Annotated in this window: 22 protein-coding genes and 1 riboswitch; of the genes, 12 read left to right on the plus strand and 10 right to left on the minus strand. The window is 69.4% G+C overall.

The genetic code is table 11. The features are described from left to right. Nucleotides 1-8: 8 nt before the first annotated feature. The gene (locus tag GX543_RS10325) at nucleotides 9-872 is read right to left on the minus strand and encodes an RNA methyltransferase (RefSeq protein WP_290851785.1); all 864 of its coding nucleotides are present in this window, start codon (nucleotides 870-872) and stop codon (nucleotides 9-11) included. Between the two features lie 75 nt (nucleotides 873-947). On the opposite strand from GX543_RS10325, the gene GX543_RS10330 reads away from it, so the two are divergent. Next, nucleotides 948-2189, plus strand: a complete 1242-nt coding sequence (locus GX543_RS10330; RefSeq protein ID WP_290851786.1) for a GNAT family N-acetyltransferase — start codon at nucleotides 948-950, stop codon at nucleotides 2187-2189. Between the two features lie 126 nt (nucleotides 2190-2315). Here the strand turns inward: GX543_RS10330 and GX543_RS10335 are convergent, their stop codons facing one another. Then, nucleotides 2316-3818: an NCS2 family permease gene (locus GX543_RS10335; protein WP_290851787.1), complete on the minus strand. Its 1503-nt coding sequence runs from the start codon at nucleotides 3816-3818 to the stop codon at nucleotides 2316-2318. Between the two features lie 98 nt (nucleotides 3819-3916). Between GX543_RS10335 and GX543_RS10340 the strand changes: the two genes are divergently transcribed. Beyond that, nucleotides 3917-4171 carry a DUF2530 domain-containing protein gene (locus GX543_RS10340; RefSeq protein ID WP_290851788.1) on the plus strand — a complete coding sequence of 85 codons (255 nt, stop codon included), beginning with the start codon at nucleotides 3917-3919 and terminating at the stop codon, nucleotides 4169-4171. Here GX543_RS10340 and GX543_RS10345 read toward each other — a convergent pair. From GX543_RS10345 to GX543_RS10355, 3 genes are all read right to left on the minus strand, one after another. Then, on the minus strand, nucleotides 4147-4785 hold the full coding sequence (locus GX543_RS10345) for a phosphatase PAP2 family protein (protein ID WP_290851789.1): 639 nt from the start codon (nucleotides 4783-4785) through the stop codon (nucleotides 4147-4149). The genes GX543_RS10340 and GX543_RS10345 overlap by 25 nt on opposite strands. Before the next feature lie 63 nt (nucleotides 4786-4848). Next, on the minus strand, nucleotides 4849-7599 hold the full coding sequence (locus GX543_RS10350; RefSeq protein WP_290851790.1) for a hypothetical protein: 2751 nt from the start codon (nucleotides 7597-7599) through the stop codon (nucleotides 4849-4851). Then, entirely contained in the window at nucleotides 7580-8425 is an 846-nt protein-coding gene (locus tag GX543_RS10355) for a DUF3027 domain-containing protein (RefSeq protein ID WP_290851791.1), read from the minus strand. Before GX543_RS10355 ends, GX543_RS10350 begins: the two co-directional genes overlap by 20 nt. 142 nt (nucleotides 8426-8567) lie before the next feature. On the opposite strand from GX543_RS10355, the gene GX543_RS10360 reads away from it, so the two are divergent. Both GX543_RS10360 and GX543_RS10365 read left to right on the plus strand, forming a co-directional pair. Beyond that, on the plus strand, nucleotides 8568-10430 hold the full coding sequence (locus tag GX543_RS10360; RefSeq protein ID WP_290851792.1) for an MFS transporter: 1863 nt from the start codon (nucleotides 8568-8570) through the stop codon (nucleotides 10428-10430). A gap of 59 nt (nucleotides 10431-10489) precedes the next feature. Further along, complete coding sequence (locus GX543_RS10365) at nucleotides 10490-11068, plus strand: DUF2771 family protein (RefSeq protein WP_290851822.1); 579 nt, start codon at nucleotides 10490-10492, stop codon at nucleotides 11066-11068. A gap of 78 nt (nucleotides 11069-11146) precedes the next feature. On the opposite strand, the gene GX543_RS10370 is transcribed toward GX543_RS10365, so the two are convergent. Further along, a complete protein-coding gene (locus GX543_RS10370; protein WP_290851823.1) occupies nucleotides 11147-11578 on the minus strand; it encodes a cold-shock protein in 432 nt (143 codons plus the stop codon). Between the two features lie 114 nt (nucleotides 11579-11692). Here GX543_RS10370 and GX543_RS10375 point away from each other — a divergent pair, with 114 nt between their 5' ends. From GX543_RS10375 to GX543_RS10385, 3 genes are all read left to right on the plus strand, one after another. After that, entirely contained in the window at nucleotides 11693-11902 is a 210-nt protein-coding gene (locus GX543_RS10375; protein WP_290851793.1) for a hypothetical protein, read from the plus strand. Then, complete coding sequence (locus GX543_RS10380; protein ID WP_290851794.1) at nucleotides 11899-12426, plus strand: flavin reductase family protein; 528 nt, start codon at nucleotides 11899-11901, stop codon at nucleotides 12424-12426. Before GX543_RS10375 ends, GX543_RS10380 begins: the two co-directional genes overlap by 4 nt. A 261-nt stretch (nucleotides 12427-12687) precedes the next feature. Beyond that, a riboswitch (cyclic di-AMP (ydaO/yuaA leader) is annotated at nucleotides 12688-12878 on the plus strand. A 6-nt stretch (nucleotides 12879-12884) separates the two neighbouring features. Then, nucleotides 12885-13532, plus strand: coding sequence for a transglycosylase family protein (locus tag GX543_RS10385; RefSeq protein ID WP_290851795.1), 648 nt, complete (start codon nucleotides 12885-12887; stop codon nucleotides 13530-13532). Nucleotides 13533-13700: 168 nt separating this feature from the next. Here the strand turns inward: GX543_RS10385 and GX543_RS10390 are convergent, their stop codons facing one another. Continuing rightward, nucleotides 13701-13880, minus strand: coding sequence for a hypothetical protein (locus GX543_RS10390; protein ID WP_290851796.1), 180 nt, complete (start codon nucleotides 13878-13880; stop codon nucleotides 13701-13703). 46 nt (nucleotides 13881-13926) lie between these two features. On the opposite strand from GX543_RS10390, the gene GX543_RS10395 reads away from it, so the two are divergent. From GX543_RS10395 to GX543_RS10410, 4 genes are all read left to right on the plus strand, one after another. Next, complete coding sequence (locus GX543_RS10395; RefSeq protein ID WP_290851797.1) at nucleotides 13927-16257, plus strand: helicase-associated domain-containing protein; 2331 nt, start codon at nucleotides 13927-13929, stop codon at nucleotides 16255-16257. Nucleotides 16258-16359: 102 nt separating this feature from the next. Further along, nucleotides 16360-18015: a DNA repair helicase XPB gene (locus tag GX543_RS10400; RefSeq protein WP_290851799.1), complete on the plus strand. Its 1656-nt coding sequence runs from the start codon at nucleotides 16360-16362 to the stop codon at nucleotides 18013-18015. A 33-nt stretch (nucleotides 18016-18048) separates the two neighbouring features. Continuing rightward, nucleotides 18049-19218: a pyridoxal phosphate-dependent aminotransferase gene (locus tag GX543_RS10405; protein WP_290851801.1), complete on the plus strand. Its 1170-nt coding sequence runs from the start codon at nucleotides 18049-18051 to the stop codon at nucleotides 19216-19218. 47 nt (nucleotides 19219-19265) lie between these two features. Further along, nucleotides 19266-19916, plus strand: coding sequence for an alpha-ketoglutarate-dependent dioxygenase AlkB (locus tag GX543_RS10410; protein WP_290851802.1), 651 nt, complete (start codon nucleotides 19266-19268; stop codon nucleotides 19914-19916). An 8-nt stretch (nucleotides 19917-19924) separates the two neighbouring features. On the opposite strand, the gene GX543_RS10415 is transcribed toward GX543_RS10410, so the two are convergent. The 3 genes from GX543_RS10415 to GX543_RS10425 form a co-directional block, all read right to left on the minus strand. Then, nucleotides 19925-20794: an oxidoreductase gene (locus GX543_RS10415; RefSeq protein WP_290851803.1), complete on the minus strand. Its 870-nt coding sequence runs from the start codon at nucleotides 20792-20794 to the stop codon at nucleotides 19925-19927. Nucleotides 20795-20796: 2 nt separating this feature from the next. Continuing rightward, nucleotides 20797-22524, minus strand: coding sequence for an adenylate/guanylate cyclase domain-containing protein (locus tag GX543_RS10420; protein WP_290851804.1), 1728 nt, complete (start codon nucleotides 22522-22524; stop codon nucleotides 20797-20799). Nucleotides 22525-22598: 74 nt separating this feature from the next. Further along, nucleotides 22599-23153, minus strand: a complete 555-nt coding sequence (locus tag GX543_RS10425; RefSeq protein ID WP_290851805.1) for a YceI family protein — start codon at nucleotides 23151-23153, stop codon at nucleotides 22599-22601. A 202-nt stretch (nucleotides 23154-23355) separates the two neighbouring features. Between GX543_RS10425 and GX543_RS10430 the strand changes: the two genes are divergently transcribed. Continuing rightward, nucleotides 23356-24519 carry a zinc-binding dehydrogenase gene (locus GX543_RS10430; protein ID WP_290851806.1) on the plus strand — a complete coding sequence of 388 codons (1164 nt, stop codon included), beginning with the start codon at nucleotides 23356-23358 and terminating at the stop codon, nucleotides 24517-24519. The last annotated feature ends 12 nt before the right edge of the window (nucleotides 24520-24531 follow it).

The raw sequence follows: 24531 nt of genomic DNA on the forward strand, positions 1-24531 counted from the left end.
CGACTGCGCTAGATCCGACTGCGCTCGTAGAACGCGACCGCCGCGGCTGTCGCGACGTTGAGCGAGTCGGTGCCGCGGCTCATCGGGATCCGGCCGCGGACGTCGCAGCGCGCCATGGTCTCCTCCGTGAGACCCGGCCCCTCCGCGCCGAGCAGGAACGCCACCTTGTCGCCGGACACCGCGTCCGCCAGCGGCACGCTGCCCGTGCCCGGCGTCAGGGCGACGGTGGTGAATCCGCGATCGCGCAGCAGGTCCAGATCGCCCGGCCAGTCGTCGGACCGCGCGAACGGCATCAGCAGCGCATGCCCCATCGACACGCGGACACAGCGTCGGTACAGCGGATCGGCGCACCCGGCCCCGAAGATCACCGCGTCGACGCTCAAGCCGGCGGCGTTGCGGAACACGCTGCCGATGTTCTCGTGGTCGTTGACCCCTTCGAGCACCGCGACTGTCCGGGCGTCGGCGATCACCTCGGCCACGGAGAGTTCCGCGGGACGATGCGCCGCGGCCAGCACGCCGCGATTGAGGTGGAACCCGACGGTGTCGGCCATCACCTGTGCGGTGGCTCGGTAGAACGGGACCCCGCGCAGCGACGGATCGCGGAGGTCGGTGGCCAACTCGCGCAGTCGGCGGTCGACCCCGAAGAAGGCGTGCGGGGTGAACCTCGACGCCGCCATCCGCTGCGTCACCAGGGTGCCTTCGGCGATCACCAGCCCCTTGCCGACCACTCCGCCCGGGAGCGCGACCACATCCGGCCTGCGGTCGACGGAACTGAGATCGCGGAAATCGTCGACGCGGGGGTCGGCGGGATCGTCGATGTCGACCACGTCCACCGCGAGGTCGTCCAACCGGACTACGTCTGGGAAGCTCACCCGTCAACGGTTTCACATCGGCGTCGATCACCCGCGCACGGCACCGGGCGTACTGCGTTTTGGCACACTGGACGGGTGAGCAATCCGATCTCTGACGCCGACCACACCGACCCGCTGGCATTGGAAAGGCCGCGCGGCACCGACTGGCCGGAGATTCTCGCGATCGACGCCCGCGCGTTCGCGCTGCCGAAGCCGCTGCCCAGCGACGAGATGATCGAGTTCCGGAACCGCGCGGGCGAGGGCGACACCGTCGTCATTCGGGACACCGCATCCGACGGTCGTCCGATCGTCGCCGTCGCCCTGTACTTCCCGGTCCCGGTGACGGTGCCGGGCGGGACGGTCGCGACCACGGCGGGGCTGTCGTGGGTGTCGGTGTCGGCGACGCATCGGCGACGCGGTCTGCTGCGTCGGATGATCACCGAGGAGTACCGCACCTGGCGCGAGCGCGGGCTTCCGCTCGCGACCCTCACCGCGTCCGAGGGCGGCATCTACGAGCGCTTCGGCTTCGGCCCGGCGGTGTTCGCCCACCAGGTCAGCGTCGAACCGCGCGCCGCGGAGTTCCGCACGCCCGTCCCCGCCGACTCGCGGGTCCGGTACGGCAACCAGGAACAGATCGCCAAGCATGTCCCTGCCGTTCATGCGCGATGGGCTGCGGGTCGGACCGGCGCGATCACCCGGCCGGAGACCTGGTGGCCGTCGATCATGGCCGACCGCAGCTTCCGTCGCAATTCGCAGACCAGCGGCCTGCACCATCTGCTGCACGTCGACGGGTACGCCGCCTATCGGATCGACGCGCGCGACAAGACCGCGATCGTCGAAGACTTCGTCGCGACCACCGAGCAGGCGCACACCGACCTGTGGCGGGTCCTGACCGGGCTCGACCTGGTGTCCGCGATCAAGGCATCGATCCCGGTGGACGATCCCCTGCCCCTCAAGCTGCATAACGCGCGGGCCGTCCAGGTCCAGGGTCGTTCCGACCAGCTGTGGCTGTCGATCCTGGATGTCGTCGAAGCCCTGCAGCTGCGCACCTATGCCGCCCCCGGCGACCTCGTCCTGGACGTGACCGACGGCTTCGGCGACCGAGCCGGCCGCTACCGCCTCACCGTCGCCGACGACGGCACCGCTCAGGCGGCCCGCACCGACGATCCCGCCCAGATCGGTATCGACATCGCGACCCTCTCGAGCGTCTACCTCGGCGGGATCTCGGTGCGCCAGATGACATGCGCCGGTCGTATCGACGGCCAGACGGAGGCCTGCGCCCAGCTCGCCGCCATGTTCGCCGTCGAAGAAGCCCCGTTCGCCGGCACCTTCTTCTAGGGGTCGACCGGCCGAACGGGTTCCGCAGCGCGGCAGCGGCACTCAGCGTGCGGCCCAAGAATTTTGATTGATCAGCGCCCCCACAGGGCCCAGATCAATCACTTTCCCGGCCCGCCACCCAAGGCACTACCCGATCAGGTTCGAGATCGGGCCGCGAGCGAAGTAGACGATGAACAGGGCTGCCACGACGAAGAGCAGCGGGTGCATGCTCTTACGATCGCCGCGCGCGACGGCCATGACGGCCCAGCTGATGAAGCCGACGCCGATGCCGTTGGCGATCGAGTACGTGAAGGGCATCGCGACGATCGTCAGGAACGCGGGAAGCGCGAACTCGAACCTGGAGAAGTCGATGTCGCGGACCTGGCCCATCATCAGCGCACCGACGACCACCAGCGCGGGCGCAACGGCCTCCATCGGAATCACGCTGTACAGCGGGGTGAAGAACATCGCGGCCAGGAACAGCACGCCCGTCACCACATTCGCCAGGCCGGTGCGCGCGCCCTCGGCGATGCCCGACGACGACTCCACCAGCACCGTGTTCGACGACGCCGACGCCGCACCGCCGACAATCGCGCCGGTGCCTTCCACGACCAGCGCCTTGCCGATGTCGGGCAGGTTGCCGTCCTTGTCGGTGAGGCCGCCCTCCTTGCCGAGACCGGTCATGGTGCCCATGGCGTCGAAGAAGTTCGACAGCAGGAGGGTGAAGACGAACACGCACGCGATCAGCACGCTGACGTTCGGGAACTCACCGGTGAAGGCGCCGAAGACGTCGACCTTGCCGACCAGGCTGAGGTCGGGCAGGCCGCCGACGCCGTCGGGCATCTTCGGCACGTTCATGGCCCAGCCGCCGTCGCCGTCGGCCGCCCGCCCCAGGTGCAGAATGCTCTCGACGATGATCGAGACGATGGTCATCACGATGATGCCGAGCAGCAGGCCGCCCGGAATCTTGCGGACCACCAGCACGCCCATCAGCAACACACCGATCACGAAGATCAGGGTCGGCACGGTGGCGATGGATCCGTCGTTGCCGAGTTGCACGGGCGGCGCGCCCGCGGCCTCGGGGCGGGTCACGAAGCCCGCGTTGATGAGGCCGATGAACGCGATGAACGCGCCGATGCCCGCGGCGATCGCCGACTTGAGCTCCGGCGGAACGGCATTGAACACGGCGGTTCGCACACCGGTGAAACCGAGGATGACGATGATGATGCCGTTGACCACCACCAGACCCATCGCGGCCGGCCAGCTCATCTGCGGCGCGATGGTGACGGCCAGCAGACTGCTGATGCCCAGGCCCGCGGCGATGCCGAACGGATAGTTCGCGACCAGGCCGAACAGGATCGACATCACGCCGGCCACCAGGGCGACGACCGCCGACACCTGCAGCATCGGCAGCACGTTGCCGAGCGCGTCGGCGTTCATCGGCTCGCCGGGCACGCCGCCGATGATGATCGGGGTCAGGACCACGATGTAGGCCATCGTGAAGAACGTGACGAATCCGCCCCGGACTTCACGTGCGACGGTGGTTCCGCGTTCGCGGATCTTGAAGTAGCGGTCGAGCACCGCGTTGGTGCTCTTCGGCGTCGCCGGGCTGTTGGCCTCTGACGATTCGTTGTCGACCGGGTCGGTCATCGGCACGTCCTTCACTGTCTCAGGTCGAGTGCGAGAACAATTGTCGCGTGCCCCCGCTGCCGACTTTGCTCCACCCCAGCGAAAGCTACCCTGTATCCATGCCGGATGAGACCCAGATCCCTCAGCTTCCCGCGAGTCTTCGGGCGCCCGAACCCGTGATCATCGCCGGAATGCTCCTCTGGGCGGTCGCCACCGTCGTGGTGTGGCTCACCGGCATCGGCCCCGACCGTGCGCTCACGGTGTGCCTGGTAGGGCTGGGCGTCGGCGTTCTCGGGACCGCCGTGGTCCTGATCCAGAAGGCAGGGGTTCGACGCGGCTCCCGCGGCGCTCAGGAAGGCCTCGACGCGTCCTGACCCGCGGAACCGGCGACGGTGGTGGGGACGGTCCGCGAGACCATCGGATCTCCGGCCAGCCGCAGGATGGCCGGTCGACGGACCAGTTGCGCGTGCCCGAACAGGCAGACGCCGAACCACACGATTCCGAAGAGCCAGCCGAAGACGACGTCGGACGCCCAATGCACCCCGAGATAGATCCGGCTGAGGCCGATCAGGATCGAGAGCACCGGGAACCACAGCAGGACCGCCGCACGCACCCGCAGCTTCGGGTAGATCCGATAGAGAATCACTGCCGTCAGCAGGTAGACCAGCATGCTCATCATCGCGTGGCCGGACGGGAAGGCGTTGCCCCCGACATCGAGGAGACGACCACCGATCGGTGGACGGTCGCGCGCAAAGATCAGTTTCAAGATGACCATCAGAAAATAGCCGCTGAGGCCGCCGAGCACGATCAACGCCGCGAGGTCGATCCGATTCGCGAGCCATGCCATCACGAACACGCCGATGACCACCAGGACCAGAGTCAGCGTGTTGCCGAGCGAGGTCACCAGGTGTGCCACGGATGTCAGCGGTTCGTGCCGGGCGCCGACCACCCAATTGGTGATGTTGTCGTCGATCGGGAACTGCCGCACTGCTGCCTTACCTCCCGGATGCCCTGCCGCGCGGCGTGATTGCCACCCAACCCACCGTACCGGTCAGCGGATTCGGGCTCGGCTCAGGTGGATCGTACCGTCGTCGGCCACCCACAGCGGCACTCGATGGCGCGTCGTGGCGTCGTCGTCGGTGAGGCTCACGTGCAGGTCGTCGTGCAGTCGCACCTGGCGCGGCGCGGCCATTCCAACGGCGGCCAGCAGGGCGACGGCCTCCGACGAATCCGGGTCCACCGCCTCGCCGTCGAGGTCGGGCAGCGCATGGAAGCGCTCGGAGGCCGTGGTCGCATCGAGCAGGTCGGCCAGCAGTTCGGCGTCGTCCCGGACCGTGGGCAGGCCGGGAAGGACGGCGCGGTCGGCCGCGACCACGGGAGTCCACCACGGGGCGTCGACGACGATCGGGTCGTCGGAGACCGTCCCGGCCACGGTGCGGACACCCGCAGGGGGTTCGACGTCGGACACCCGCACGACGCCGGAGCGCAGGGCTGCGACAAGCGCCGCGTGCGCGCGCACCGCCACGCCGGGAGCGATCTCGCGGTCGGGGTCGGCCAGGGCGGCCAGCCAGCCCTCGACGTCCGCCGAGTCGTCCGGGACGTCGCCGGCAAGCAGTCCGGCCGCGGAGTCGGGGAGTTCGACGGCGTCGAAGAGACCGCGGAACCCGGTGTCGTCGATCGGTCGGAGGCGCCGCAGCGGCACTCCCCCGATCTCGGCGTAGCGACGCAGCCACCAGCGGGTGTAACCCCCGGCCAGGAGCGGCGCGGTGTCCGGGTCGTCGGTCAACAGGCGCACGGCCTCGGGCCAGCGGTCGGGGTCCACCAGGTCGAGATCACGCACCGCCGAGAGCTCGTCGGGCGGCACCTCGTGGGAGTCCCACCAGAGATCTTCGTCGGGGAGGTCGTGGTCGGGTGCCACCGGCGACGGATCGCGGATCACCGAGAACCCCCAGCCGACGCCGAGGCGTCGCAGCGCCACGGCGCCGTAGGTCTCCACGGTCGCGGCGGCCACCTCCCCGAACGGCGAGTCGTCGACCAGCACCGACTGCAGCGGGCTGCCGGGCAGCAGGAGTTCGTCGGCGGGCCGGGTGTCCCCGTCGGCATCGGCGATCTCGAGCGCACCGAGTGCGGCCGGCGCCGGCCCGGCGTCGGGCAGAGCCAGCAGTCGCAGCACCACGTCGGCGAGCGCGTGGTGGTCGTCGACGCTGTCGAGCTCGGCGGCCAGATCGGGATGATCGATCGCCTCGGCCGGCGAGATGCGGGTGAGGCCGAGCCGGTCAAGCAGCGGGTCGTAGGCCGCGGGCTCGAGCGCCGGGATCCAGGTCGGGACCGGCGGGTGGTCGAGGGCGTCGAGGCCGTCGATCAGGTACAGGCCGCGGCAACCGACGTGCATCCGACCGTCCGCACGGGGAACGGGCAGGGCCCCGAGTTCTTCGGCCGCCCGCCCGTCCGGCACCAGCGCGGCCAGTGCCGCGTACAGCCGCGACCACCACTCGGGTCGGTTCTGCACGCCCGACAGCAGCTCGGCGATGTCGGCCAAACCCAGCTGCCGCGCGCCGAGACCCACCAGCAGTGACGCGGTGACCCGATCGCTGACATCCGGGTGCGCCAGCGGCTCCAGGACCTCCACGAGCACCTCGGCCAGGTCGACGGTGATCCCCGGGAGCACCCAGGCGCGGGTCGGGGCGAGCGCGGCGCCGGTGGCCGACGGCACCCACTGCGCGATCGCGAGTTGGGCCCGCACCGCCTCGCGGAGTTCGGCGTCCACCCGGCCGACGGCCAGTGCGGGCGGCGGCACGACAGCCTGCTTCTGGTCGTCGGGCACCAGAGCGACGAGCTCGGGGTAGCCCGCGGCAGCCGCGGCGACGTCGGCGCTCGGGTGCAGGTCGCGGCGGTCGGAGGTCAGCGGTAGGTGCGCGATCAACCGCGCGGGGAGGGTGAGTTCGATGTCGGTCGCGGTGGGACTGCGCAGCACATCGCGGTCGAGTGGCAGCACCCGGCCGTCGACCACCGGCACCAACCAGCGGGTCGAGTCCGACCGCGCCTGGATCCATCGCCGCAGCTCGGTGTCGTCGCGCAGCACGATCACCTGGTCGGCGTCGTCGACGCGAACATAGCGCTGCCCGGCGACGTCGATCCGGTCGATCGACTCCAGTTCCAACAGCAGGTCGGCGGCCTGGGCGGCGGCGTCGGCCACCAGTGCGGCGGCGATCGACTCCTGGCCGACCTCCAGCACGATCTCGGTGTCGAAGCCGTCGGTCGGGGTCGCGGCCGACGGCCACGCGAGTCGCTGACCGGGGACGACGGTCGGATCGGCGGACGGCATCCGCTCGGCGACGGCAGTCCGGGTGCGCGCCGTGTCGAACTCGATGGCTCCGCTGGTGGAGGTGATCGTCACGCGCGGGGCCAGGGAGGTGGCCCGGAAACCCATGCCGAACCGGCCGACGGTGGTCGCGCCGGGATCGGCGCGCTTGGGCGAGACCCGGAGAGCGACCAGCGAGCGGACGCCCTCGACGGTCAGCGGCGCGCCGGTGTTGGCGATGCGGACGGTGGGGCCTTCGGCCCAGACCGCCATGCAGCCGAGCACTCCGGCGGCGGCCGCCGCATCGGCGGCGTTGGCCGCGAGTTCAGTGAAGAGCCGTCCGCGATAGCCGATCTCCAGGAGTTCGGCCTCGGCGGCCGCGTCTTCTTCGAGGCGGGTGGGCGACGACTGCCATCCGCTGAGGGTCGCCTCGCGCAGTTCCGCCGTCCCGAACGGATCGGGCAGAGCTCCCGGTGTCAGATCAGCTCTCGGACGGGGCATTCGGGTCCGACGACTCGGACGTCTCTGCCTCCGACGAAGCAACCTCCGGTGCCGCCGCAGGCTTCGGCAGCGTCACGATCTCGACGGCGCCGTCGTCGTACGCGTCGTACGCGGGGCTGCCCGCTCCGGTCGCCGCGCGAACATCGGAGTGCGCGCCGCAGCCGTAGTCCACCGAGACCGCACGACCATCGGCCGCCATCTCGTTGGCGCACACGCCGAAGGCGCCGTGCAGCGCACCGGCGATCGGCAGGTAGAAACCGCAGGTGCCGCATGAGTGACGTGCGCTGCGCGCCATCTCCGACGCCGGGCCGTACTCGCCGTCGTGCCAGCGCTGCGCGGCCTCGGCACGACCGTCGAACGACAACAGTCGCTTACGCCCCAGACCGATCTCGGCTGCCACCTGACCGACCTGATCGCGATCGATCGGGTCGACGTCGAGGGTGTCGATCTGGCCGGGCACCAGCCGCGGGTCGTCGTCGGGCGCGGCCAGCGTGTCGCCGGGGCCCAGGTCGCCTGCCGCGATGCGGTCGACCCACGGCACCCACTCGGGCGCCAACAGGGCTCCGTCGCCGGGCAGCAGCACGGCCTCGCTGACCGTCAGTTCCGTCGAGTCCGGTGCACCGGCCACCACGACGCACCACTGCCATCCCCGGTATCCGGGGACCTGAGCTGCGAAATAGTGGGTGGCGGCGAACTCGCCCTCCGCGGTGGCTCCCAGGTGTTCACCGGGTTGCTCACCATCGGCGATGAGCGCGTCGCGCGCGAAGGCGACGGCGTCCACGAGTGCGCTATTCACCGCGGTGCCGTTGTCGATTGCAAGACTCACCCTTCCAGTGTGCAATAGCCAGCGCCCGGAATGCACGTCAGGGACCGTTGTCGGCGGTTTTCGAGGCCGATTTTCGCCTGTCCGAATTGTTGGCGCACTCCTCATCCCAGCCTTGTCGGCGCGATAGGGAACAATTGACGATGTGAATCCTCGTCAACCCGGTGACGACCGACCGCACAGCGGAGGTCGGCAGCAGCCGCCGCGGCCCCCGCGGCGGCCCGCGCCGCATCCCGGTCAGGCGAATTATCCGGCCGATCCCCGCCCGCGCGTCCCGACACGTCCGTTCGAGCCGCGGAACCGTCCGGCCAGCGACGGCTACCTGCCGCCCCGCACCCGCAATCCCCACCTGCCTCCGCTCGACGCGCACGACGAGCCGACCACGAAGATCGACGGGCGGCCCACTAACGGTCAGCCCGGTAACGGTCGGCCCAGCAACGACAAGCGCGGTGACGACCGCCGCTACGACGTCCCGTTCGAGCCGCCGGAGAAGGTCACCGTCGCCCGTGTGATGGCGAAGCGGTCGAAGTATTTCACCCAGCGCGGCGTCAAGATGGTGCACCGCGCGGCGACCGCCGACGGCGCCGACCGCTCCGGTCTCACGGCGCTGACCCTGCCGGTGATCGCGAACTCGGCCGTCGACGCGGCGATGGCTGTGGCGCTGGCCAATACCCTGTTCTTCGCCGCCGCAACCGCCGAGTCGAAGACCAACGTCGGCCTGTACCTGGCGTTGACCATCGCCCCGTTCGCCCTGATCGCCCCGCTGATCGGACCGCTGCTCGACCGCCTGCAGAACGGCCGACGCATCGCGATGGCCTCGACGTTCGGGTTGCGCGCGGTGCTCGGTCTGCTGATCATCGTGAACTCGTCGTGGGATCCGGATTCCGGCCAGCTGCTGTACAAGCCGTGGGTGCTGTACCCCTGCGCACTGGGCCTGATGGTCCTGTCCAAGTCGTTCGGCGTCCTGAAATCGGCGGTCGCGCCCCGCGTGCTGCCGCCGTCGATCGACCTGCCGCGCGTCAACTCCCGCCTCACCACGTTCGGCCTGATCGCGGGCACGATCGTCGGCGGTGGCATCGCCGGCGCCTTCGAGCTCCTGCTCGGCAAGGCCCTCCCGTTCCACGTCCCCGGCGCGATGCTCGTCTTGGTGGTCGTCGCCGCGATGGGCGCCTACTACTGCATGAAGATTCCGTCGTGGGTCGAGGTCACCGAGGGCGAGGTCCCCACGACCATCACCTATCGCGGAAACCCGCACGCGGAGGCGCCCACCGCCGGGGCGACGACCGCAGGGGCAACGACAACAGGGGTGACGACCGCAGGCGACAAACCCAGCCTCTCGAAACGCCTCACGGAGAAGATGCGCCAGCCGCTCGGCCGGTCCGTGGTCACCGGTCTGTGGGGCAACGGATCCATTCGCATCCTCACCGGCTTCCTGACCCTCTACACCGCGTTCTACGCCAAGGCCCAGGACCACGTGGACTCCGGCCTGGCGCAGTTGATGATGCTCGGCGCGGTCGGTGCCGCCGCCGGTGTCGGCAATGCGCTCGGCAACGGCGTCGGCACCCGCGTCGAGCTCAAGAACCCCACCCGCATCGTGGTGCTGGCCACCGTCGCGACCTTCGTCGGCTGCCTGCTGGCGGCCATCTTCAACTCGCTGATCTTCGTCGTGGTCGCCGCCTTCATCGGTTCGGGCACCAGCGCCATCGCGAAGGTCTGCATGGACTCGAGCATCCAGGACGACCTCCCCGAGGCCTCGCGAGCCTCGGCGTTCGGCCGCTCCGAGACCGTGTTGCAGTTGTCGTGGGTCTTCGGCGCCTCACTGGGCGTGCTGCTGCCGACCGAGCTGTGGATCGGCTTCACGGTCGTCACCGTGTTCGTCGGCATGGGCATGGTCCAGACCATCCTCACCAGCCGAGGATCCACCCTGGTCCCCGGCTTCGGCGGCCGGCGCCCCGATCACGCGGCGCCGACCATGCCGATCGCGGTCCCCGATCACCTCCGACGCTGACGGCTCGCCGTCGACGTCCTTGACCCTCAAGCCCCCTACTGAAAGACGAGTTCAACGTGATGCAACCGGGAGACAAGAAGGCCCTCGCGATCATCGGATCGGTGGTCGTCGCGGCCCTGGTGATCATCGCCGTCGCAACCACCCTGCTGGTCCGCGGTTCGGAGAAGCCCCTGCCGACCGTCGCGTTCCAGGCCGGCGATCACCTCTCGCACGTGGAGCCGTCGTTCTGGTGCTCGGTCAAGATGGACGAGTGCGAGGGGGTCGGCCCCAACGGGGAGTTCAACCTCCGGATCGTCGACCACCCGGTGCCGGTCGGCGGTCGCGCCGTACTGAGCGTCCCGCACGACATCCAGTCCGGACCGTGGTCGCTGGTCGCCGAGTACGCGACGCCCAACGGCATCCAGCGCGTCAGCTGGCTGCACATGCCCGACACCAAGTACACGCAGGTTCTCGAAAGCACTCCGGACCGGGTCCTGCTGGGCGTCGAGATCGGACCGCTGGCCGCGTACCAGGAGAAGATCCCGGGCCAGCAGGTCGGCGGCGACATCCTGTACCGCGGGGTCTACGCCATCCGCACCCTGCCGGTCGACTTCCGGATTCGCAACGACGCCCCGCTGCCCGACCAGCGCGGCAAGTGACATCGATCGATACCGACCACAAACGCGAAAGCGCCCTCCCGGCCGGGAGGGCGCTTTCGCGTTCGACGACGACGTGCGTCAGCGATCGAGTTCGCGAGTGACGCCGCGGACCACCTCGGAGATCAGCTGGGCCGTCTTGCGGTCGGGGTAGCGGCCGTTACGCAGTCCCGGCTGCACCTTGGTCTCGAGCAGCGTGATCAGGTCGGCGACCATGCCGTGCAGCTGATCGGGCGACGGCCGCTTGGCGTCGCGCTCGCGACGGCCTGCCTCGCGGGCCGCCTCGCGGGTGTTGCGCGCGACGCTCGGCGCCGGCTCCAGCACGCTGACTCGCAGGGCCTGGGGTCCGCGCCGACCGGCCGCCATGTCGAACTCGACCTTCTGGCCGACCTTCAGCTCGGCGACGCCTTCCGGCAGCGCGTTGGCGCGGACGTAGACGTCTTCTCCGCCAGGCTGCGACAGAAACCCGAAGCCCTTCTCGGAGTCGTACCACTTCACCTGACCGCTCGGCACTGCGCTCACCTTCAACTGATCTTCTCTGCCACAGACAAAAGCGCCTGAGCCCGATGGCAGTCCGAGCAGAGGCGCACTGCACTCGATTCTATCGCCACGACTACCGTGGTTGCCATGCAGACCCAGAAGTCCTCCCGCCTGCTCGGGGTTGCCGTCGTGATGTTCGGCATCGGCATGGTCGCGAGTCTCGCGCTCCTGTTTCCCGCGGTCCGCGACACCGGAACGGTGCCGGTCACGATCATCTACATCCTGGCGATGGGCGCCCCCGTCGGCCTGTTCCTCGGCGTCGTCTTCGCGTTGCTGTCGGGACGCCGAAGTCGATGACCACTTCTCCGGCCGCCGACCGTCCGCTTCGCCCCGCCGCCGACGAGTCGGCCCTCAAGCGAGCTTTCAGCTGCTTCCCGTCCGGCGTGGTCGCCGTCTGCCGTAGCGCCGACGACGGCCCCAACGGCATGTCGGCCAGCGCGTTCACCACCGTCTCGCTGGACCCTCCGCTGGTCTCGGTGTGCGTCCGCAACGGCTCGAGCACCTGGCCGACGCTCAAGGGGTCCGGCGCCGTCGGCGTCAGCGTCTTCGCCGCGCACCAGGGTGAGCTGTGCCGACGGCTGGCCGGTCCGGTCGAGACCCGCTTCGACGGCATCCACCCGATCTTCGACGAGTCCGGCGCCGTGTTCGTCCCCGGCGCGACGGCACATCTCGCCTGCACCGTGTTCTCGGAGATCCCGGCGGGCGACCACCTGGTCGTCCTGCTGCAGATCGAAGCCCTTCGCTGCGACCCGGCCGTGGACCCACTGGTGTTCCACGCGAGCAGCTTCCGCGCTCTCGAGGCGCGTCGGGCGCAATCCTGAGTGGCCGACGTCTCAAGTTGATTGTGACACTTGTCACATAACAGGTTGATAACAATGCGGACACGGGACGGGTGCCAGCGGCCTGAACTGGGATGACGCCAAAACGGCCGAAAATTCGGTTACCGGCGAGTAATCAGGCCCCCCTGAGAACGGATGATCAATCCGATCGAACGACGTAGTGTTCATGTCGGTCGCCAGCCCGGTGACCGACAACCAACTGTTCAACCGGTCGCGCCCAGCCTCGCTTCCGCCGGATGAGCAACCGTTTAAATGCAGTTTCAGGAGCGAGGACGGGGGACCCAACATCCCTCACGGGAACCGGCTGATCGCCTCCGCGACCAGCCTTGGGGTTAAGTCCCAAGTGCGCGTCACACCCAGTGATGCAGCCAGGGGCCGAGCACCTCTCGCTCGAACCCGACAGCTCACCTCGTAGGCGCGTGGAGAGAGGAAACAAAACTATGTCCGGACGTCACGCACAGCAGCAGACCTCCAACACCAAGACTTTCGCAAAGATCGCCATCACCTCGGCGATCATCGGCGGCGGCGCTGCCCTCATGGGCTCCACCGCAGGCAGCGCCTCGGCAGCCACCGACGCAGAGTGGGACCAGGTCGCACAGTGTGAGTCGGGCGGCAACTGGGCCATCAACACCGGCAACGGCTACCACGGCGGCCTGCAGTTCAGCCCCAGCACCTGGACCTCGCACGGCGGCGGCCAGTACGCCGCCACCGCGGACCAGGCCACCAAGGCCGAGCAGATCGCTGTCGCCGAGCGCGTGCTGGCCAGCCAGGGCAAGGGCGCATGGCCCACCTGCGGCACCGTGCTCTCGGGCCCCACCCAGCGCACCGCTCCGGCAGCACCGGCCGCACCGGCCAACCCGCTGGCGCCGAAGAGCGACGCGCCGTCGTCCAACGGCTCGCTCGGCACCCCGAAGGCCACCAACACCGCTGAGGCCAAGGAGCAGGTCGACAAGGCTCTCGCGGACTCCAACGTCAGCCCCGAGGTCCGTGGCGCATGGAAGGCCGCCAAGGCCTCCGGCTACGAGCTCACCCCGGATCAGCTGAACCTGTACAACCAGAACAAGGGCCTGCTGAACAACCTCGGCTGAGCTTCCTGATCTGAACGACGAAGACCCCCGCCTCGGCGGGGGTCTTCGCGTTTGCCGTACCTCGGCTGTTTCAGTACCTCGACTGTTCAGTACCTCGACTGGGGTCCCGCACCAAAAAGAAAACCGGCCAAACCTCACGGTTCGGCCGGCGACGGGTGCTGAGTCAGATCAGCGGTTGACGACGGTGTTCGACTGAATGAAGGGCAGGTCTTCTGCCGGCTTGGGCAGCTGGGTGTCGCCGAACGGCGACAGCGCTCCCGCCAGGTGCGCGACCAGTTCGGTCACCGCGTGATCGTCGCCGTGTTCTTCCGGCCAACCGTTGTCCACATAACCATTCTTCTTAGCCACGGCCTCATTGTGCCATGTTCTCCGAGCCGACGGTAAAGTTGTCCGAATGAGCCCGGACCTGCCGCTGCGCGGGTTGGCCGACGACCTGACGGGGCGCTCCGACGACGCGCTCGCCGAACTCCTGATCGCCCGGCCCGACCTCGCGTCTCCACCACCCCGCGGCACCGCTGTCCTCGCCGGGCGCGCCCTCTCGGCAGCATCCATCTCGTTGGCGGGCGAGAACCTCGACCTGCTGTCGGTCGCGGTCCTCGAGGCCTTCCTCGCCGCCGCGGCCGAGATCGGCGAACGCAAGGAGCTGCTCGGCCCCGTCGGGCGCGACGAGATCGTCGGACGGCTCGGCAAACGTGCGCTTCGCAGTGAGGTCGACGCCCGACTGGAAGCGCTCGTGGCGAGCGCCCTGCTCTGGGGCACCGGCCCGCTCAAGCGCGGCAAGCACACCCATTGGATCGGTGGGGCGCACCTGCCCGCCGCGCTCCCCTGGCGCGCGCACCACCTGCTCGGTCCGGTGGCCCAACTGGGTCCGGACCAGATCACCGCGCTGATCGACGCCACGGCGGCGCGGCCACGCGAACTCCTCGCCACCCTGGCCCAGGGGGCGCCGCTGGGCCGCAGCCGCGACGCCGCACCGGACGCCGATCCGTCGGCCCCGGTGCCATCGCTCATCGCGCTCGGACTGCTGGCCCGCGTCGACGAGCAGACCGTGGAGCTCCCGCCCCAGGTGGGTCAGGTGTTGCGCGACCAGCCGCCGCTGCTGACCGCGTCGCTGGGCGCGCCGTCGCTCACCGCGTCCACGACGCCCGGGCGGTTCGACGCCGCGACGGTCGATGCGGCCGGTGCCGGCGAGGCCCTGGAACTGCTGCGCCACGCCGACGACCTGATCGACGCCCTCGGCACCGCCCCGGCCGCCATCCTGCGCTCCGGGGGTGTCGGCATCCGCGAACTGCGTCGCCTCGCCAAGACCACCGCGCTCACGGTGACCCGCGTGGGACTGCTGGTGGAGCTCCTGGCCCGACAGCGACTGGTGGACGGCGGGGTCCCCGATCTCGCCGACCTCGACGTCCGCGCCGACGACGTCTTCGCTCCCACCACCGCGGTCGACGCGTGGGCCCACCTGGCCACCGACCGCCGCTGGTTCGGTATGGCCCACGCGTGGCTCGATCTGCCGCGGCGCCCGTGGCAGATCGGCGACACCGATCGCGACGGAAACACCCTCGCCGCGCTGTCGTCGGAGCTCTTCGACGCCAACGCCGGCACCGGACGCCGGGCCGTCCTGGCACCGCTGTTGGACGCCGAGCCCGCACATCCGGTCGCGATCGACACGCTGGTGGCCGCCCTCGGCTGGCGGCACCCGCGACAGCTGCGTCGCATGACCCGACATGTGGTGTCCGAGACCCTGCGCGAGGCCACCGAGCTCGGCCTCGTGGCACACGGCTCGCTGACCACCGCCGGTCGTGCCGCACTCACCGCGCCGGCCGACGACGTCGCGCCCGAGGCCGTTCTGACGGCCATGTCGTCGTCGCTGCCGGAGCTGATCGACTACTTCCTGGTGCAGGCCGACCTCACCGTGATGGTGCCCGGACCGCTGCAGCCCGACACCGCGGACCAACTCCGACTGCTGGCCGATCTGGAATCGGGCGGCGCCGCCTCGATGTACCGCGTCACCGACGACAGCGTGCGGCGCGCGCTCGACACCGGCCGCAGCACCGCCGAGATCGGCGCCTTCCTCGAACAGCACTCGCGCACCCCGGTGCCGCAGTCGCTGACCTACCTGATCGACGACGTCGCCCGCCGCCACGGCAGTCTGCGCGTGGGCGTGGCGTCGTCGTTCGTGCGCTGCGACGACACCGCGACGTTGGCCGAGGTCCTGCGCAGCGAGGCCGCCGCCGACCTGGCGCTGCGCGCCCTGGCACCGACCGTCGCGGTCTCGGCCGCCCCGTTCCGGGACGTGGTGGAGCGGCTGCGCGAGGCAGGCTTCGCGCCCGCGGGCGAGGATTCCGCAGGCGCCCTCATCGATCTGCGCAGCCGCGGGGTTCGGGTGGCCGCGCGGTCGTCGACCACGACCCCGCGCCGGGGCGGGATCGGCCCGGGTCAGGCGAGTGCGGTCGTCTCCCGGATGCGCACCGCCGATCGTGCCGCGAATCCGGTCACGACCACCGCGTCCGGCGGGGCTGGCGAGACCGTGTCGGCGCTCGTCCAATTGGCGTTGCAGACCGGGCGTCGCCTGCGGATCGGGTACGTGGACGCCCACGGCGCCGCGAGCCGGCACGTGCTGCACGCGCGGTCGCTATCAGCGGGACAGTTGGTGGCCGACGAAGAGGGCGGCGACACCGACCTACGCTTCCCGCTGCACCGCATCACTCGGGCCGAGGTCCTGTAGCAACGTAGAGGGACCCGGGCAGAGGGTCCTGTGCAGAGAGACCTGGGCAGCCGGACCTGCGCAGACTGGCTTGGGCGGCGTCGAACCTGGACAATGGATCGGGTGACTGACGGACCGCTCATCGTGCAATCGGATAAGACTCTCCTGCTGGAGGTCGACCACCCGGGCGCCGCCGCCGCGCGCGCGGCCATCGCCCCGTTCGCCGAGCTCGAACGCGCACCCGAGCACGTCCACACCTACCGCGTCACCCCGCTCGCCCTCTGGAATGCGCGCGCGGCGGGCCACGACGCCGAGCAGGTGGTCGACGCCCTCGTCACCCACTCCCGCTTCCCGGTGCCGCAGCCGCTGCTGGTCGACATCGTCGACACCATGGGCCGGTTCGGCCGCCTGCAGCTGGTCAAGAGCCCCGCCCACGGACTCACCCTGGTGAGCCTCGACCGCGCGGTGCTCGAGGAGATCCTCCGCCACAAGAAGGTCTCGCCCATGCTCGGTGCGCGCATCGACGACGACACCGTGGTGGTCCATCCCTCCGAGCGCGGGCGGCTCAAGCAGATCTTGCTGAAGGTCGGCTGGCCTGCCGAGGACCTCGCGGGCTACGTCGACGGCGAGGCCCACGACATCACGCTGGAACAGAACGACTGGCACCTGCGCGACTACCAGGAGCTCGCCGCCGACTCGTTCTGGGCGGGCGGCTCGGGCGTGGTGGTCCTGCCGTGCGGCGCAGGCAAGACGATGGTCGGCGCCGCGGCGATGGCCAAGGCCGGGGCCACCACCCTCATCCTGGTCACCAACACCGTCGCCGGGCGGCAGTGGAAGCGCGAGCTGATCGCGCGCACCTCGCTGACCGAGGACGAGATCGGCGAGTACTCCGGCGAGCGCAAGGAGATCCGGCCGGTCACCATCGCCACGTATCAGGTGATGACCCGCAAATCGAAGGGCGAGTACAAGAACCTCGACCTCTTCGACTCCCGCGACTGGGGCCTCATCATCTACGACGAGGTCCACCTGCTTCCGGCCCCGGTGTTCCGAATGACCGCCGACCTGCAGTCGCGCCGTCGCCTCGGGCTCACCGCCACCCTGGTCCGCGAGGACGGGCGCGAGGGCGACGTCTTCAGTCTCATCGGTCCCAAACGGTACGACGCCCCGTGGAAGGACATCGAGGCGCAGGGCTGGATCGCCCCGGCCGAATGCATCGAGGTCCGGGTGACGATGACCGACGAGGAACGCCTGCAGTACGCGGTCGCCGAAGCCGAGGTGAAGTACAAGCTCTGCTCCACCGCGCATTCCAAGATCCGCGTGGTCCGGTCGATCCTCGCGCGCCATCGCGGTCAACAAACGCTGGTCATCGGCGCCTACATCGATCAGCTCGAGGAGCTCGGACGTGAACTCGACGCCCCGGTGATTCAGGGGTCGACGCGCAATGCCGAGCGAGAGAAGCTGTTCGACGCCTTCCGTCGCGGCGAGATCGAGACCCTGGTGGTCTCGAAGGTCGCCAACTTCTCCATCGATCTCCCCGAGGCCTCCGTCGCCGTGCAGGTGTCGGGCACCTTCGGTTCCCGGCAGGAGGAGGCGCAGCGTCTCGGCCGACTGCTGCGGCCCAAGGCCGACGGCGGCCAGGCGCACTTCTACTCGGTGGTCTCTCGCGACAGTCTCGACGCCGACTACGCCGCGCACCGCCAGCGGTTCCTGGCCGAGCAGGGCTACGCGTACCGGATCGTCGACGCCGACGACATCGTCCACGGCGGCACCGGGGATTGACCCGATCCGGTCGGCGTATGCCAACCTGAACCCATGCCCCTCGTCGATCGCATGCGCCCGTTCACCTCGACCATCTTCGCCGAGATGTCAGCCCTCGCGGTTCAGCACGACGCGATCAACCTCGGGCAGGGCTTCCCCGACACCGACGGTCCGGCGTCGATGCTGGCCGCGGCCGTCGACGCCATCAACGGCGGCGACAACCAGTACCCGCCCGGCATCGGCGTCCCCGCGCTGCGCCACGCGATCGTCGAGCACGAGCGCGCGGAGTACGGCTTCGATCTCGACCCGGACTCCCAGGTCCTGGTGACGGTCGGCGCCACCGAAGCCATCTCCGGTGCGCTGCTGGGCCTAGTGGAACCCGGCCGGGAAGTGGTGATGATCGAGCCCTACTACGACTCCTACGCGGCCTGCGTCGCGCTGGCCGGCGGGCTGCGGAAGACGGTCCCGCTGGTACCCGACGGCGACGGCTTCGTCCTCGACCGCGACGCCCTCGCCGCCGCCTTCAGCCCCAATACCGCCGCGGTGCTGGTCAATTCACCGCACAATCCGACCGGAACGGTCCTCGGCGACGACGACCTCGCGGAGATCGCCCGTCTCGCGATCGAACACGACGTCGTCGTGATCTCCGACGAGGTGTACGAGCACCTGCTGTTCGACGGGCGCGTGCAGCGCCCGATCTCGTCCCTGCCCGGGATGGCCGAGCGCACACTGCGCATCTCGAGTGCGGCCAAGACCTTCAGCTGTACCGGATGGAAGGTCGGCTGGCTCACCGGTCCCGCCGATCTCGTCGCCGCGGCGCGCGCGGCCAAACAGTTCCTCAGTTACGTCGGCAGCGGCCCGTTTCAGCCTGCGGTCGCGCACGCGCTGCGCCATGAGATGGACTGGGCCCGCCGCAACGCGGCCGAGCTCCAACGCAAGCGGAGCGTGCTGTCGGAGGCGCTCCGGACCGCAGGCTTCGACGTTCATCGCAGCGAGGCAGGCTACTTCGTCTGCGCCGACCCGCGTCCGCTCGGCTACTCCGACGGCGCGGAGTTCTGCCGCACGCTGCCCACCGAGGTCGGCGTGGCCGCCGTCCCGGTCAGCGCCTTCGTCGACGACACCGCGTCGTGGCAGCACCTGGTGCGCTTCGCCTTCTGCAAGCGCGACGAGGTGATCGCGGAGGCCGCCCGACGTCTGCGAAACCTCGGAACCGCCGGATCTTAACCGCCCACCTCTAGCACATACGTTCGAACAAGCGTTACGCTGTCTGCATGACCACCGGCGTACAGGCATCGCTGTTCGATGCGATCGACCACACCGCGCCCACCGGCGCGGCGTCATCGAGCCTGGGGCGCCTCGACGCGGGTGTCGTCCACCACCGACTGACCCGGGGTGCCTGGGTCGACGTCCGACCCGGATGGGTCAGCGGGTCGCTCGCGGTGTTCGACGCCCTGCGCACCGACGTCCCGTGGCGTGCCGAGCAGCGCCAGATGTACGAGCGCATGCTTCCCGTGCCGCGCCTGCTGTCGTTCTACGACCGCGGCGCTCCCCTGCCGCACCCCCTGCTGGCGCGCGCCCGCGACGAACTCAGCCGCCACTACCGGGCGTGCCTGCCGGAGGGGTTCGCGACCTCCGGCCTCGCGCTGTACCGGGACGGCGCGGACAGCGTCGCCTGGCACGGCGATCGCATCGGCCGCAGCCGCGACACCGACACGCTGATCGCGATCGTGTCGCTCGGTTCGCCCCGCACCCTGCTGATGCGACCGCGCGGCGGCGGATCGTCACGCAAGTTCGTGCTCGGGTCCGGCGACCTCCTGGTGATGGGCGGCAGCTGCCAGCGCACCTGGGATCACGCCGTCCCGAAGGCGGCGGGCGCCGGGCCGCGGATCAGCGTCCAGTTCCGACCGCACGGCGTGCGGTAGCCCGCGGCTCAGACCTCGATGGTCACTCCGGTCAGCTTCTCCGACGCCTCCCACAGCCGGTCGCGGACCGCCTGATTGTCGGCCACCCCGCGATAGCGCGCCGACGACGGCCCGCCGCGCAGGACCATGCTCGGACCCCAGTAGCTGCCGGTCGGCACGTCTTCGGTCGCCGCGTACACCGCCGGCAGCGCCCCGCGATCGGCGGTCTGCCCGACGCGCAGCAGGGCGCCGGCCTTCATCAGGTAGTCGACGGCGGTCTCGGAGTGCATCATCAGGTCGGTCGTCGCGTAGCCGGGATGCGCCACCACCGATCGCAGGGGCGACCCCGCGGCCGTGAGCCGGCGCGCAAGTTCTTGTGCGAAGACCAGATTCGCCAGCTTCGAGTCGCCGTAGGCGGTCCAGCGGTTGTAGCGGCGTCGTTCCCAGTTGAGGTCGTCGGGGTGGATGCTGCCGATCAGATGCGCAAGCGACGACAGCGTGACGACACGATCGGTCACCTTGGGCAGCAGCAATCCGTTGAGGGCGAAGTGCCCGAGATGGTTGGTCCCCATCTGCATCTCGAAGCCGTCGACGGTCCGACTCATCGGCAGCGCCATGACGCCGGCGTTGTTGATCAGGACGTCGACGGAGTCCACCGTGTCCGCGAACTCCCGCACCGACGAGAGGTCGGCCAGATCCAAATGCGCGATCGAGGCCGCGGATCCGATCTGGTTCGCCACAACGGCGGCCTTGTCGAGGTTGCGGCAGGCCATCGTCACGTGCGCGCCCGCGGCGGCCAGCACTTTGGCCATCTCCGCGCCGATGCCGCTGTTGGCACCGGTGATCACATACCGGCGGCCGGTCTGGTCAGGAATACGGTCGACTGACCATCCACCCATCGTCACTGTTCCTTTCCTGGGGCCCTGTCGGGCCGATCGCGCGACATGGCGAACTTCACCAGGTCAGAAAGCACACTACCGAGCGACGGCGGCTCGGCACGGATCAGGAGTTCCCGCGGCGCAAAGACTTCGGTGGCCTCGGGGCGCCCGCGCAGCGTCACGCGGTCGACGCGACGCCATCGCGCGGCCTCCTCCTCGCCCGCGGCTTCGATCGCCCGCCCGCTGGCGTAGATCGGCGAGTAGCCTTCCTTCGCTCGGTCGGACAGGCGGGCGCTCTCGTTCACCGGATCGCCGATCACCGTGTACTCGTAGCGCGTTCGGGCACCGATGTTGCCCGCGAACACCTGGCCGCACGAGATGCCCATGCCCCATTCCAGCGGCAGCTTCTCGCCGAGCGCCTCGCCCAGGGCCCGCCCGGCGGCGAGCGCCGACTCGACGGCGTTGTCGAGCTTCTCGGGCGCACCGAACACCATCAGGGCGGCGTCGCCCTCGAACTTGTTGATGAAGCCGCCGTGCTCTTCGACCACCTCGGCGACGATCGAGAAGAACGCGTTGAGCACCACCGCCGTCTCCCGCGGATCACGGCGCGCGGCAAACGAAGTCGACCCGGTGATGTCGACGAAGATCACGGCGACGTCGGCGTTCGCGCCGACCAGTTCGCCGCCGTGCTCCAGGGCCAGGTCGGCGACGCCGACGCCCACGTGCCGGGAGAAGATCTCGCGCATCCGATCGCGCTCCTCCAGGCCGTCGAGCATGGCGTTGACGCCGTTCTGCAGCACGCCGATCTCCGAGGAGTCGTAGACCGCGACGCGGCGCGACAGATCGCCTTCACTCGCCGCCTGGACCACATCGGTCATCTCGTTGAGCGGATCGCGGAACGCGCGTCCCACGAGTCCCACCACACGGCCGCCGGAGGCCAAGGCGATGAACGCGAGAAAGGCCACGGGCCAGTCGAACTTGCCGTCGACCTCCGGAACCAGATCCAGAACCCGACCGATGATGATCGAGAGCATGCCGACCATCGGCACGGCCGACGACACCAGCCAGATCACCAGCATGCGTTCGCGGACGCCGTGCATCGCGTACTGCATCGCGCGGCCGCCGAGCGCTAGCACCACGAGTGGTCGGACCGCGCTTTCGATGAACATGTAGTTGAGGCAGGCCGAGGTGGTGGCTGCGAACACGAACGCCACCAGAATCGCCAGCAGAAAGAATGGGCGGGCGCCCGAGACGATCACGTAGACCACGTAGGCCGCCAGCCACCCGGAGAGGTCGGCGTAGACCACCCTCATCGGGATCACTTGGACCTGGCGGCGTCGCTCGTCGTCGGCCGCCGTCCCGGCGATGAACCACTCCACCTGCGGTCGTAGGAACAGCAGCGAGATCCCGATGCTCACGAGCAGACCGACGATCGTGGAGAGCAGCACCGCCAGCATCCCGGGGTCGTCGACTCCCGCATGCAAGGTGAGGTCACCGCCGGTGAACGCCAAGAACACCGCGATGAAGGTCTCGATGCTGATGAGGATCTTGGCGCCGCCCATGATCGCGCCACCGAGAATGAGCGCTCGCACCACCACGCCGCGCCTGGTCGGCACGTCCATCTCGCGCCACTCCTTGGCGACCCGATCGCTGCCGCCGTCGACCAGGTGGCCGCCGAAGTAGGCGACCTTGAGCCGCCGGTCTATCCAGTCGGCGAAACGGTGCAGTTCCGCGCGCGTGTTGTCACGCAAAAGAAATCACCTCCCGGCCGCGGTGGAATCTCACTGAGATTACCCAACGACCGGGAGGTGACGGGACTTGTGCGTCAGGCAGCCTGCAGCGCCTCAATCTCCAGGGTGATGGTGATCTTGTCGCCGACGACCGATCCGCCGGTCTCCAGCGGCATCTCGATGTCGATGCCGAAGTCCTTGCGGTTGATGACGGTGGTGGCCTCGAAGCCGGCAACGGCGCCCTGGCCCATGCCCGGGTTCACACCGTTGAACTCCATCTTGAGGGTGACCGGCTTGGTGACGCCCTTGAGGGTGAAGTCACCGGTGAGCTCGTAATCGCCGCCCTTGGCGACGACGCCGGTCGAGACGAAGGTCGCGGTCGGGAACTTCTCAGCGTGGAAGAAGTCGGCCGACTTGATGTGGCCGTCGCGCTGCTCGTTGCGGGTGTTGATCGAGGTCACGTCGATTTCAGCCTGCACCGAAGGGGTGCCATCCTCGGCGATGGTGATGCTGCCCGAGAAGGTGTCGAACACGCCGCGGACCTTCGAGACCATCAGGTGGCGGACCGAGAAGCCGACGGTCGAGTGAGCGGTGTCGATGTTCCAGACGCCGGCGGTCAGGTCGGTGGGGGTGACGGTTGCAGTGGTCATTGCATTCTCCTTGGAGTCGGGGTGAAGTTGTTCAGATTTGAAGTTTTCATGGGCGCTTCATCGCCACACGAACAGCATAACCGGACCGCGGTCCGTTTGATTCCGAATGTGTCCACGATCACAGTTCGCTCGCGTCCCACTAGAGACCGCACACCCCGACTCTTCGCTGCACCACGCCCCGGAACTGTGGGAGAGTGCTCCCATGAAAGCTGTTGTGTGCCAGGAAGGGACGCTCGACGTCCGCGAAGTCGCGAAGCCCGAGCCCGGACCCGGGCATGTGCTGATCAAGGTGCTGCGCGCCGGGATCTGCGGGTCCGACCTGCACGCTCGCACGCACGGCGACGTGGTGGCCGACATCGGGGAGCAGGTCGGCTACGACCACTTCATGCGCCCGGCGCACGCGGTGGTGATGGGGCACGAGTTCGTCGGCGAGGTGGTCTCGTACGGACCCAAGTGCCGCAAGCGGTGGAAGCCGGGGACGCCGGTGGTCGCGATGCCGTTGATCCGGCACGACGGCGAAGTCGAGATGGTTGGACTGTCGGCCAACGCGCCCGGTGCCTACGCGGAGTACCTGCTGATCCAGGAGGACCTCGCCATGCCGGTGCCCGACGGCCTCAGCGCCGACCTCGCCGCCCTGACCGAACCGCTCGCCGTCGCACACCATGCCGTGCGCCGCGGCGAGGTCAACAAGCGCGACGTGGCGGTGGTGGTCGGCTGCGGCCCGATCGGTCTCGCGGTGATCCTGATGCTGAAGGCCGCGGGGGTCAAGAAGATGGTGGCGAGCGACCTGTCGGAGATGCGCCGCAGCCTCGCGCTCGAATGCGGCGCCGACGTGGTGGTCGACCCCGCGGTCGACAGCCCCTGGGACGCGGTTCCCGCGCAGGACAAATACTTCACTCGGGCCGGCGACCTCTTCGCCGTCGCCTTCGACGCGATGCACACGCTGCAGACCGTGCCGGGAATCCCCTGGTGGCGGTTGATGGGCATGGCCGACAAGCTGGCACTGACCCCGCGGGGGCCGGTGGTCTTCGAGTGCGTCGGCGTCCCCGGAATCATCGACAATCTGGTCGCCACCGCACCGTTCCGGTCACGCGTCGTGGTGGTCGGCGTGTGCATGGAGCCCGACACCTTCGCGCCCGCGATGGCGAGCAACAAGGAGATCGACCTGCGCTTCGTGTTCGGCTACGACCCCGCGGAGTTCCGCAACACCTTGCACATGATCGCGGCCGGAAAGGTGAAGCCCCAGCCGCTCCTGACCGGGACGGTCGGCCTCGCCGGCACCGCAGCGGCGTTCGACGCCCTCGCCTCGGCTCAGCACCACGCAAAGGTCCTCATCGACCCGCAGAGCGCCGCGGTCGCACCGTAGGTGCGACGCGGC

This window comes from Gordonia sp. (in: high G+C Gram-positive bacteria) (assembly GCF_012515855.1).
Lineage (GTDB): Bacteria > Actinomycetota > Actinomycetes > Mycobacteriales > Mycobacteriaceae > Gordonia.

Bases quoted from the DNA above. Each gene is read 5' to 3' on its own strand.
- GX543_RS10335 (WP_290851787.1), bottom strand. From the start codon at position 3,818: ATGACCGACCCGGTCGACAACGAATCGTCAGAGGCCAACAGCCCGGCG.
- GX543_RS10340 (WP_290851788.1), top strand. From the start codon at position 3,917: ATGCCGGATGAGACCCAGATCCCTCAGCTTCCCGCGAGTCTTCGGGCG.
- GX543_RS10350 (WP_290851790.1), bottom strand. From the start codon at position 7,599: ATGCCCCGTCCGAGAGCTGATCTGACACCGGGAGCTCTGCCCGATCCG.
- GX543_RS10365 (WP_290851822.1), top strand. From the start codon at position 10,490: ATGCAACCGGGAGACAAGAAGGCCCTCGCGATCATCGGATCGGTGGTC.
- GX543_RS10375 (WP_290851793.1), top strand. From the start codon at position 11,693: ATGCAGACCCAGAAGTCCTCCCGCCTGCTCGGGGTTGCCGTCGTGATG.
- GX543_RS10380 (WP_290851794.1), top strand. From the start codon at position 11,899: ATGACCACTTCTCCGGCCGCCGACCGTCCGCTTCGCCCCGCCGCCGAC.
- GX543_RS10385 (WP_290851795.1), top strand. From the start codon at position 12,885: ATGTCCGGACGTCACGCACAGCAGCAGACCTCCAACACCAAGACTTTC.
- GX543_RS10395 (WP_290851797.1), top strand. From the start codon at position 13,927: ATGAGCCCGGACCTGCCGCTGCGCGGGTTGGCCGACGACCTGACGGGG.
- GX543_RS10405 (WP_290851801.1), top strand. From the start codon at position 18,049: ATGCCCCTCGTCGATCGCATGCGCCCGTTCACCTCGACCATCTTCGCC.
- GX543_RS10410 (WP_290851802.1), top strand. From the start codon at position 19,266: ATGACCACCGGCGTACAGGCATCGCTGTTCGATGCGATCGACCACACC.
- GX543_RS10415 (WP_290851803.1), bottom strand. From the start codon at position 20,794: ATGGGTGGATGGTCAGTCGACCGTATTCCTGACCAGACCGGCCGCCGG.
- GX543_RS10425 (WP_290851805.1), bottom strand. From the start codon at position 23,153: ATGACCACTGCAACCGTCACCCCCACCGACCTGACCGCCGGCGTCTGG.
- GX543_RS10430 (WP_290851806.1), top strand. From the start codon at position 23,356: ATGAAAGCTGTTGTGTGCCAGGAAGGGACGCTCGACGTCCGCGAAGTC.